The organism is Mesorhizobium sp. M1A.F.Ca.IN.020.03.2.1 (assembly GCF_004023205.1).
Classification (GTDB): Bacteria; Pseudomonadota; Alphaproteobacteria; order Rhizobiales; family Rhizobiaceae; genus Mesorhizobium.
This window is the reverse complement of sequence record NZ_RZSV01000203.1, coordinates 1-10,193: the sequence shown is the minus strand read 5'-3', so window position 1 is coordinate 10,193 and position 10,193 is coordinate 1. Positions and strand designations below refer to the sequence as shown.

Here is a 10,193-nt window from a genome sequence, read left to right as displayed (position 1 = left end):
TCGTTGACCAGCATGACGAGGCGGATGGCCTCGCGTGCCTCGCCCAGCCCGGCGCCCATCGGCACATCGCCGACGATGACGGCAACTTCCGCCTCCATGTCGATGCCGAAGGCTTCGTCGGCCATGCGGATCGGATCGCGCGGCGCAAGGAAGGAGTCCGAGCCGCCCTGGTAGATCAGCGGATCTGTCCAGAAACTCGCCGGCATCTCGGCGCCGCGTGCCTTCCGCACCAGCTCGACATGGTTCACATAGGCGGAGCCGTCCGCCCATTGATAGGCGCGCGGCAGCGGCGAATGGGCGTCATGCTCGTGAAAGCGGGCCGAGGGCACCGCGTTGGTCTCGAGCGATTCCGCCATCGCCGCCAGATGCGGCGCCAAGCGCTCCCAATTGTCGAGCGCAGCCTGCAGCGTCGGCACCAGGAAAGAAGCGTCGGTGAACCGCGTCAGATCGCGCGAGACCACGACCAGTTTTCCGTCGCGCGTCCCGTTCTTCAAAGTGGCAAGCTTCATGCGGTTTCCTCTCCTCGCGGGCTTCGTGCCGCTCGTCCCACAACAAGGCCGTGGCGAGTGATCGTCAAGCCACCCGCCGATGTTTTCCTGACTCTGACCTCACCAATCAGGGCCAGTCGCCTTCCGGCGTGCCGTTGAAGCGCTTCTTCAGGTCGGCCCAGCAGTCGATGTAGTTCTCCTGCAAGGTTTCGAGCTCGGCGGCGTAGCGCGTCAGCATCTGCGGAAAGCGCGTCTCGAACATGAAGGCCATGGTGTTGTCGAGCTTGACCGGTTTCAGGTCGGCGCGGGAGGCCTTCTCAAAGCCGGAGGCGTCGGGTCCGTGCGCCAGCATCTGGTTATGCAGGCTGATGCCGCCGGGGACAAAACCTTCCTCCTTGGCATCGTACTGGCCGTGGATCAGGCCCATGAACTCGCTCATGATGTTGCGGTGGTACCAGGGCGGCCGAAAAGTGTTTTCCGCCACCAGCCAGCGCGGCGGGAAGATGACGAAGTCGACATTGGCGGTGCCCTCCTCGCCGCTCGGCGCCGTCAGCACGGTGAAGATCGACGGGTCAGGGTGATCGAAGAGGATCGCGCCGACCGGCGAAAACGTCGCCAGATCATATTTATAGGGCGCGTAGTTGCCGTGCCAGGCGACGACGTCGAGCGGCGAATGGCCAAGCTCGGTGACGTGGAAAGTGCCGCACCATTTGACGATCAGCCGGCATGGCGTCTCCTTCTCCTCGAACCAGGCGCAGGGGGTCTTGAAGTCGCGCGGATTGGCTAGGCAATTGGCGCCGATCGGGCCGCGGTCGGGCATGGTGAATTTTGCCCCGTAGTTCTCGCAAACATAGCCGCGCGCCTCCTTGTCGGCGAGCTCGACCTTGAAGACGAGGCCCCGCGGCAGCACCGCGATCTCGCCGGGGCGAAGCTCGATGACGCCCATCTCGGTGACAAAGCGCAGCGTGCCGACCTGCGGCACGATCATGAGCTCGCCGTCGGCATTGAAGAAATGGTCGTCGACCATCGAGCGGTTGGCGACATAGACATGCGCCGCCATGCCGGACTGGCCGACCGCGTCGCCGGCGGTGGTCATGGTGCGCATGCCGGAGATGAAGTCGGTCGGCTCGGTCGGGATCGGAACAGGGTTCCATCGGTATTGGCCGAGCGCCAGCTCGTGGTCGCCGACGTTGGGCGCCGTCTTCCACATGGGATAGCTCGCGCCCTTGAAGCGGCCGGTGTGTTTCACGCTGGGACGGATGCGGTAAAGCCAGGAGCGCTCGTTGGTGCCGCGCGGCGCGGTGAAGGGCGAGCCCGAAAGCTGCTCGGCATAGAGCCCGTAGGCCGGCCGCTGCGGCGAGTTGCGGCCCTGCGGCAGCGATCCCGGCAGCGTCTCGGTCTCAAAATCATTGCCGAACCCCGGCATATAGGAAAAGGCCATCCGATCCTCCCTGATCCCGGGCTGCCGCCCTCAGCGTTGAGGAAGGCTTTCCGGTGATGTTGACCAAACTGGTTTCATTTGTAACCATCGATAATGTAACTATCAACGCCGAACCCCGCATCGATGGTGCGCCAAATGAAACCGGAAATTCTCGAGCTAGAAAACTTCCTGCCCTACCGGCTCTACCGGCTGGCCGACACCGTGAGCCGCGAATTCTCGCGCATCTACAAGGAGCGCCACGGTCTGACGCGGCCGGAATGGCGCACGCTCTCAGGCCTCGGCCAGCGCGGGATGATGACGGCGACGGAACTCGGCGAGCAGTCGGCCATGCACAAGACCAAGGTGTCGCGCGCGGTCGCCGAGCTCGAACGCCGGCGCTGGCTGACAAGGACGCCGGACGAGAACGACCGCCGCGTCGAGCATCTGACGCTGACCAAGGCGGGGCTCGCCGCCTATCGCGAGATGGTGCCGCTGGCGAAGACGTTTGAAAGGGAGCTGCTGGCGAGGCTGAGCGAGGAAGAGAGAGCGGCGATTGTCAGGGGGGTGGCAGCACTGGAAGAGGCTTTATCTTCTTCGTAGCGATCCTTCACACCCCCTCTGTCCGGCAGGCCAAAGAGGGAGCTGTCCCGCAGCATTGCCAGGATGCTGCTTCAACCAAACCCTACCAATCCATCACCACTTTGCCGGAACTGCCGCTGCGCATCGCATCGAACCCAACCTGGAAATCGTCGATGCCGATGCGATGCGTGATCAGACCCGAGACATCCAGCGGCCCCTGCACCAGGGCGATCATCTTGTACCAGGTCTCGAACATCTCGCGGCCGTAGATGCCTTTGAGATGCAGCATCTTGAAGATGACCTTGTTCCAGTCGATCTCGAAGCCGGTGGGAGCGATGCCGAGGATGGCGATCTTGCCGCCATTGTTCATGGTGTCAATCATGTCGCGGAAGGCTGGCGCGGCGCCCGACATCTCCAGCCCGACGTCGAAACCTTCGGTCATGCCGAGTGCCGGCATCACGTCGCGCAGCTTCTCCTTCGAGGCGTCGACCACATGCTGGACGCCGAGCTTGCGCGCCAGTTCCAGCCGGACCGGGTTGATGTCGGTGATAACGACTTTCCGCGCGCCGACGCATTGCGCGACCAGCGCGCCCATGATGCCGATCGGGCCGGCGCCGGTGACCAGCACATCCTCGCCGACCAGGTCGAAGGACAGTGCGGTGTGGACGGCGTTGCCTAATGGATCGAAGATCGCCGCGATCTCGTCCGGCACGTCGTCGGGGATCGGCACGACATTGTGCTGCGGGATCGCTACATACTCGCCGAAGGCGCCGGGCCGGTTGACGCCGACGCCGAGCGTGTTGCGGCAGAGATGCCCTCGCCCCGCGCGGCAGTTGCGGCAGTGGCCGCAGACGATGTGACCCTCGCCCGAGACGCGCTGTCCGACCTTGTATTCGGTGACGGCCGCGCCGAAATCCGCGACGGTGCCGACAAATTCATGGCCGGTCACCATCGGCACCGGCACGGTCTTCTGCGCCCACTGGTCCCAATTGTAGATGTGGACGTCGGTGCCGCAGATCGCGGTCTTCCTGACCTTGATCAGCACGTCGTTGGGGCCGATTTCCGGCACCGGCACTTCTTCCATCCAGATGCCCGGCTCGGCCTTGGCCTTCACCAGCGCCTTCATCATGTTGGACATCGAACACTCTCCAGAAAATCTTCCCTGTCCTGACGGATCATCAACCTGCCGCTTCCAGGATGCTCTTCAGCCGCAGCAGATCGCGATCGGTCGAACGCCGGACAGCCACGGCTATGAGCGGGGTCATGAGACGGGAAAAGCCGGCCGGCGAGCCGCGAAAGAAAAGGCGGCGACGTCCGCGCGCGGCCTGGCGATCTCGATACTGCTCGTCACATCGATCGCCATGGCCCACTTCCATTGCCGGCGGTAGCGTCAAGCGATTACACCCAGTTCCTTCCCGACCTCGCCGAACGCCTCGACGGCGCGATCGATATCGGCGCCGGAGTGCGCCGCCGACATCTGGGTGCGAATGCGCGCCTGGCCTTTCGGCACCACCGGGAACGAAAAACCGATGACGTAGATGCCGCGCTTCAGCATGCGGGCCGCCATCTCCTGCGCAAGAGCGGCGTCGCCCAGCATCACCGGGATTATCGGATGATCGGCGCCGGCAAGCGTAAAGCCGAGCTTGCCCATTTGAGACCGAAAGCGTTCCGCATTGGTATATAGGCGGCGGCGCAGCGCATCGCCATTGCGGATCAGCTCGAAGACTTTCAGCGAGGCGCCGGCGATCGCCGGCATCAGCGTGTTTGAGAAAAGATAGGGCCGCGAGCGCTGGCGCAGCCAGTCGACCACCTGTTTCTTCCCCGCAGTATAGCCGCCGGACGCGCCGCCCAGCGCCTTGCCGAGCGTGCCTGTGATGATGTCCACCCTGCCCTCGACGCCGCAGTGCTCGGCCGAGCCGCGGCCGTTCTTGCCGACGAAGCCAACGGCATGGCTGTCATCGACCATGACCATGGCGTCGTATTTCTCGGCGAGGTCGCAGACTCCTTGCAGGTTGGCGATGATGCCGTCCATCGAGAACACGCCGTCGGTGGCGATCAGCCGGAAGCGGCAGTCCTTCGCCTCCTTCAGCCGCGCCTCGAGGTCGGCCATGTCGTTGTTGGCGTAGCGGAAGCGCTTGGCCTTGGAGAGCCTCACCCCGTCGATGATCGAGGCGTGGTTCAGCGCGTCCGAGATGACGGCGTCTTCCTCGCCGAGCAGCGTCTCGAACAGGCCGCCATTGGCATCGAAGCAGGAGCCGTAGAGAATGGTGTCGTCCATGCCGAGGAAGGAAGAGATGGTGGCTTCGAGCTCTTTGTGTTCTTCCTGGGTGCCGCAGATGAAGCGCACCGAGGCCATGCCGTAGCCGTAGCGGTCGAGCGCCTGCTTCGCCGCATCGCGCAGCTCGGGGCTGTCGGCGAGGCCGAGATAGTTGTTGGCGCAGAAATTCAGCACCTTCTGGCCGGCGACCTCGATCAGGGCCGACTGCGTGGAGGAAATCACCCGCTCGGACTTGTAGAGCCCGGCCGATTTCAGGCCCTCAAGCTCGTTGTCGATGTGGGAGAGAAACGCTGCGCTCATGGTCTGGCCCTGTTTGTTCGATGCGGACTGTCGCGCTGCGGACAAGAAAAATCCATCGCAAAAACGACCGCTTCGGTGGCGTTGCGCAAGCCGCGCCGCAGCTCCTTCAGCGCAGCCGGACAAGGATGTGTTCAAATGCGACGATCTGCGAAAGGACATAATAACCATCCTGTCAGCTTTGTCGCGCCGCCGGCTCCGGCACCGTGCCGGTTTGCCGAGCTGTTAACCCTTTCACGTCAAGGGTTCTGGCGCCGCATATTCATGGCAGGAATCCGTCGATCGGGAGGGGTCACTCAGTTATGTCGCAGCAGCCGGTGCACAGCGTTTCGCGCAAGCTGATTCTGCTGATCAAGAGCGGCTACTGGCTGGCCTTGCTGATCATCGCCGCCATGGTGATGGCTTCCTTCATCCTGCTGCAGCAGTTGATGGCGCAGCAGCAGCACAATGACGCACTGCTCAACATCGTCTCCACGCAGAAAGCGCTATCGCAGCGCATCGTTTTCCTGGCCAGCGCGACCGGTGCCGCCCCGCGCGACAAGCAGCCGGCGCTGGTCACCGCGCTCAAGCAGGCAACGGGCGAGTTCGAGACCAATTACGACCGGCTGCTCAAGGAGACCGGCGCCGATCCGCTATCGCCGGCGCGCAACGATCCGCAATCGATCGAATATGTGCTGTTCAGCAAGCCGTTCCATCTCGACTATTTCTCGGTCGGCCTTATCGCCAACGGCGATCGACTGGTTTCATCATTTGCATCCCAGCTCGGCATGCAAAGCGACGGCTATAAGGGCGGCGGCGAGCGCGTCGGCCTCGACGCCTCCGTCGCCAATGCGACTTTGTCCGGCTATGCCGCGCTCGGCCAGCGCATCAGCGCCTTCGCCACCGAGCGGTCGGATGAGATGCTCAGCCTGCACCGCACGCTGTTCTTTGCCACCATCGGCGTCATCGTGCTGGTCGCGCTATTCATCTTCCGGCCGATGTCCAAGGCCATCCTGCGCAAGACGCATGAACTGGTCGACGCCCGCAATTCGATGGCCTTCATCGCCGTGCATGACGGCCTGACCGGCTTGCACAACCGCACCTTCCTCACCGATCATTTCGACACGCTGATCAAGGGCGCGCATCGTCGCCGCGAGCGGCTGGCGGTGATCCAACTCGACCTCGACCGCTTCAAGCAGATCAACGACACGCTGGGGCACGCGGCGGGCGACTATGTGCTTGTCGTCACCGCGCAACGCATGCGCGATTCCTGCCGCGCATCGGATCTTTGCGCCCGTCTCGGCGGCGACGAGTTCGTGATGATCCTCAACGGCGCCGGCAGCACCGAGGACATCCATGCACTGGCCAAGCGCATCATCGCCAACATCAACGAGCCGATCACCTTCCAGGGCACGACCATAATGCCTGGCGCCAGCGCCGGCATCGCCGTCTATCCAGTCGACGCCGACAACGCGCAGGACCTGCTCGTCCATGCCGATCTCGCCCTCTATTCGGCCAAGAAGCTCGGCGGCGGCAGCTTCTCCTTCTTCTCCGAAGAGCTGCGGCGCGAGCTCGACTACCGCAAGCAGCTCGAGCAGGACATCCGCACGGCGATCGCGGAAAAGACCTTCGAGGTCTATTTCCAGCCTCAAGTGTCGCTCACCAGCGGCAAGATCAGCGGTATCGAAGCACTGGTGCGCTGGAAGCACGCCACGCGCGGCATGATCTCGCCCGGCGAATTCATCCCGGTGGCGGAGAAGTGCGGCTTCATGCCGGATATCGGCCGCATCGTCATCAGCAAGGCGATCAACGAAGCCGCCGAATGGGATCGCGCCGGCATCGATTTCGGACGCATCGCCGTCAATGTCTCGGGCACCGAGCTGCGCGAGCCGGATTTCGACAATTTCCTGTTCGGAACGCTGGAGCGAGCCGGGCTTGCGCCGCAGAAGCTGTCGCTGGAAATCGTTGAATCCGTCATCCTCGACGACGAGAAGACCGGCATCGCCGCCAAGCTCAGGCATATCCGCGCGGCGGGCGTCCATCTTGAGCTCGACGATTTCGGCACGGGCTATGCTTCACTCAGCCATGTCAACCCGAACGAGATCGATCGGCTGAAGATCGACCGCCGCTTCGTCCAGAACATCAACGAGAACGGCGACAACACTAAGATCGTGCGCGCCATCACCGAGCTTGCCCGCGGCCTCGGCATCTCGATCGTCGCCGAGGGCGCGGAAACCGAGGCCGAGCTCGACTCGCTGATGGCGATCGGCTGCGACCAGGTGCAGGGCTATTCGATCGCCTTCCCGATGCCTCAGGACAAGGCGCGCGAATGGCTTACCGCGCGCAGCCCGAAGAAGGCGAAGCTCAAGGTGCTGCAGGGCAGCCGGGCTTAACCTCCCACATTCGCCCGAAGCGCCGCCAGCACCTCGGCGAATTCCGCAAGCCGGTCGTCCGGCAGCCCAGCTCTCAGCCTTTTGTCGAAGGCGACGGCCGCGAGGCGCAACTTCTCGAACAGCGCTTCACCGGTTTCGGTCAGCGCCACCTGATGCACCCTGCGGTTCTGCGGATCGCGGCGGCGCGTCAGCAGCCCTTGCGCCTCCATGGCGTTGAGGTGATGCGTCAGCGTCGCGCCCTGGATGCCGATCATGCCGGCAAGCTCGCGCTGGTTGGCCAGTTCCTTCGACTTGACCGAGAGCAAGGTTACCCAGACCGGCAGCGTTCCTCCGACTTCCACCAAGGCAGTGTCAAAGGCCTGCGCCACCAGTTTGGCGGTGCGAGCGAGATTCATGCCGATGGGCGGGCGATCAAATGGCGTCATGGCTGGACACTAGAACAAGCAATGGATTGGCGGAACTCCGCATGAAGCATTGACATCTAACTATTAGATATCTAACTTTGCCTTATTAACGTTGTCGGACCCAGCCGATAGACAAAAACCGACAGGCAAAGCGTCACACCGGTGGCGGGGCGAACGAGAGGAATGCGGTCATGCAATATGTCTACATCGTCGTCATCGGCCTGCATGTTATGGCCGGTGTCTTCTGGGCCGGCACGACCATTGCGGTTGCCCGTGATCCGGAGATCAAGGCGGAGCGCTTTATCCGGCCGCAACTCGGCGCCTCCGGCATGGTCTTTTTGACCGGTCTGCTGCTTTGGTATTTCTTCCACGAAGGCGCTTTCGGCCCGATGGAAATGGTGCTGGCGCTGGGCATTGCGACGGCGCTGATCGCCGCCGGCGTGCAGGGCGCCCTGGTCGCCTCTTCCAGCAGGCGATTGGCCGGTGCCGATGCAGCGACGCAAACGCAGTTGCGCGCGAAAATGACCAAAAGCGAACGCCTCGCCGGCGGGCTGCTGGTCGTCACCGTATTGTGCATGGCCACGGCCAGGATGTTCTGACCCCTCAACGGCTCGCGCGGTACCGGTGCAGGCCGGCGGCCGCGCGCGGCGCACCGGACCAACGCGGCAGGTGGCTCTCCTTGAAGGTCCGGTGCGTTTCCGTGGTGCGGCCGTCACCGGTGCATCAGATCACCTCAACGGAACCGCCGCGTAGTTTTTCCCGTCGCAGCTTTATATAGGTCCGCATATTCGGCGCGATGCGAAAACCTTCCAGTCTGACGTCCTGAAGCGCTGCCGCCCAGCCAAGCGCTTCATAACGGCCGCCATATGTTTCGATCGTCGCGGCGAGATCCTCGCGGCCCAGTTGCCTGGCCAAGATGGCGCAGGCCGCGACCCGCGTTTCGATCGAGCGGCCATATTTGGGTGCGAATGCCAAGCCGCCGTCGGCGAGGTCGTCGACCTCGTGCGCAAGCTGCAGGAACAGGATGTCCTCATCGCCGGCCGGCACGCCCTCCTGCAGAAGGCGCTCGGGGTCGCCGGTGTCGAATTTCATGGCGCCGACGCGGGCGACGAGGCCTTCAGCCCTCGGCCCGATCCGCGCCTCCAGCCATTTCCGGTGCGCCTCGCTGCGCCTGCTGGACCTGCCGTCCGGATACTGGCCGCTGTCATAGGCAGCATGGAACATCGCCGCGAGGACGAAATCGAGATCCCTTTCGAAATGCGCCACAGACGAGGCGGCGCCTACCGCATGGCAGATAAAGGGCCGTCCTGACTTTCGATAGCGGCCGTTGAACATCGCGCATGCCACGCGATAGGCCTTCTGCACGCGTAGAAGATCGCCCAACGAGTGCCCGGACTCGTGCAATTGGATATAGAGCGCCGTATTGGTCTGGCGCGGAACGAACAGATCTTTTCCGGTCAAGCAAGCCCCCCGACTATGCGACCCCGGTTGCAGCCCTCCGAATCCGCGCCCGAAAATTGCAAATAAGATCTGTCAGGTCTAGCCTGGCCATTGGAGGACCGAGGTTCAGATCCGGATGCCGAACCTGATGCCGTCATAGATAGCGGCGTGGATGTTGCGCGAGGCGACTGCGTCGCCGATGCGGAACAGAACAAAGCCGCCTTCCGGATTGCGCGGCGGAAAAATGTCGCCGCCGCTTACCAGCCGCTCGTAGTCGACCGCGCCGCCATTCTTCGACAGCGGCTTCAGCGCGAGGTAGAGATCGTCGAGCGGCGCGGTGCCATGCTCGACCACCACCTGGTCGACGCGCCGCTCGCCGCGCCAGCCATCGGCGAAGTCCGACGCCAGCTCGGCGATGAGCTGGTTACCCTCGCGTCGCACGGAGCGCAGACGAGTGTTGATGGTGACGGTGACGCCTTTCTCGTGGAAAGCCCGCATATAGGGCACGTGGTTCAGGCCGCCCATTTCCGGCGCGAAGAAGCGTTCGGGCGAGACCAGCTCCAGCTTCGAGCCGCTGTTGGCAATCAATTCCGCCGCGCCCATGCCCTGATGGCCGCCATTGTCGTCATAGAGCAGCACGTTCTCGGCCGGCTTGACGCTGCCGGCCATAATGTCCCAGCTCGAGGTGACGAGATTGTCGCCCGCTGCCAGCGGCGGGTTCTGCGGCAGGCCGCCGGTGGCGACAATCACCACATCCGGCGAAAGTGCGAGGACATCGTCCTTTTCGGCCCATGTGTCGTAGCGGATCTCGACGCCGAGGCGATCGAGCTCGGCAAGCCGCCAGTCGATGATACCGATCAGTTCCTTGCGGCGGGGATTTTGCGTCGCGAGCCGCACCTGGCCGCCGGCCTGGCT

At 63.5% G+C, this 10,193-nt stretch carries 10 protein-coding genes and 1 pseudogene; 4 read left to right on the top strand and 7 right to left on the bottom strand.

The window, feature by feature from the left end:
- Positions 1–509: fumarylacetoacetate hydrolase family protein (locus EOA79_RS24970; protein ID WP_206639263.1), on the bottom strand; the 509-nt coding region annotated here is incomplete at its 3' end.
- A 106-nt stretch (positions 510–615) separates the two neighbouring features.
- Positions 616–1,929, bottom strand: coding sequence for a homogentisate 1,2-dioxygenase (gene hmgA / locus EOA79_RS24965; RefSeq protein ID WP_095824779.1), 1,314 nt, complete (start codon positions 1,927–1,929; stop codon positions 616–618).
- A 135-nt stretch (positions 1,930–2,064) separates the two neighbouring features.
- Here hmgA and EOA79_RS24960 point away from each other — a divergent pair, with 135 nt between their 5' ends.
- A complete protein-coding gene (locus EOA79_RS24960) occupies positions 2,065–2,508 on the top strand; it encodes a MarR family transcriptional regulator (protein WP_164748462.1) in 444 nt (147 codons plus the stop codon).
- Between the two features lie 82 nt (positions 2,509–2,590).
- Here EOA79_RS24960 and tdh read toward each other — a convergent pair whose 3' ends face one another.
- The gene (gene tdh / locus EOA79_RS24955; protein WP_067000502.1) at positions 2,591–3,625 is read right to left on the bottom strand and encodes an L-threonine 3-dehydrogenase; all 1,035 of its coding nucleotides are present in this window, start codon (positions 3,623–3,625) and stop codon (positions 2,591–2,593) included.
- Here tdh and EOA79_RS24950 point away from each other — a divergent pair.
- Positions 3,591–3,875: a hypothetical protein gene (locus EOA79_RS24950; RefSeq protein ID WP_128293391.1), complete on the top strand. Its 285-nt coding sequence runs from the start codon at positions 3,591–3,593 to the stop codon at positions 3,873–3,875. The two genes, tdh and EOA79_RS24950, sit on opposite strands and share 35 nt — an antisense overlap.
- A gap of 2 nt (positions 3,876–3,877) precedes the next feature.
- On the opposite strand, the gene EOA79_RS24945 is transcribed toward EOA79_RS24950, so the two are convergent.
- Positions 3,878–5,065 (bottom strand): glycine C-acetyltransferase, encoded by a 1,188-nt coding sequence (locus EOA79_RS24945; RefSeq protein WP_095824782.1) that lies wholly within the window; start codon positions 5,063–5,065, stop codon positions 3,878–3,880.
- A 299-nt stretch (positions 5,066–5,364) separates the two neighbouring features.
- Between EOA79_RS24945 and EOA79_RS24940 the strand changes: the two genes are divergently transcribed.
- Positions 5,365–7,434: an EAL domain-containing protein gene (locus tag EOA79_RS24940; protein ID WP_067000493.1), complete on the top strand. Its 2,070-nt coding sequence runs from the start codon at positions 5,365–5,367 to the stop codon at positions 7,432–7,434.
- On the opposite strand, the gene EOA79_RS24935 is transcribed toward EOA79_RS24940, so the two are convergent.
- Positions 7,431–7,859, bottom strand: coding sequence for a MarR family winged helix-turn-helix transcriptional regulator (locus tag EOA79_RS24935; RefSeq protein WP_095824783.1), 429 nt, complete (start codon positions 7,857–7,859; stop codon positions 7,431–7,433). The two genes, EOA79_RS24940 and EOA79_RS24935, sit on opposite strands and share 4 nt — an antisense overlap.
- A gap of 170 nt (positions 7,860–8,029) precedes the next feature.
- Between EOA79_RS24935 and EOA79_RS24930 the strand changes: the two genes are divergently transcribed.
- A complete protein-coding gene (locus EOA79_RS24930; protein ID WP_095824784.1) occupies positions 8,030–8,437 on the top strand; it encodes a hypothetical protein in 408 nt (135 codons plus the stop codon).
- A gap of 124 nt (positions 8,438–8,561) precedes the next feature.
- Here EOA79_RS24930 and EOA79_RS24925 read toward each other — a convergent pair whose 3' ends face one another.
- Positions 8,562–9,299 carry an HD domain-containing protein gene (locus tag EOA79_RS24925; RefSeq protein ID WP_095801216.1) on the bottom strand — a complete coding sequence of 246 codons (738 nt, stop codon included), beginning with the start codon at positions 9,297–9,299 and terminating at the stop codon, positions 8,562–8,564.
- 105 nt (positions 9,300–9,404) lie between these two features.
- Positions 9,405–10,193, bottom strand: a pseudogene (locus tag EOA79_RS24920) (N-methylproline demethylase); the annotation flags it as partial.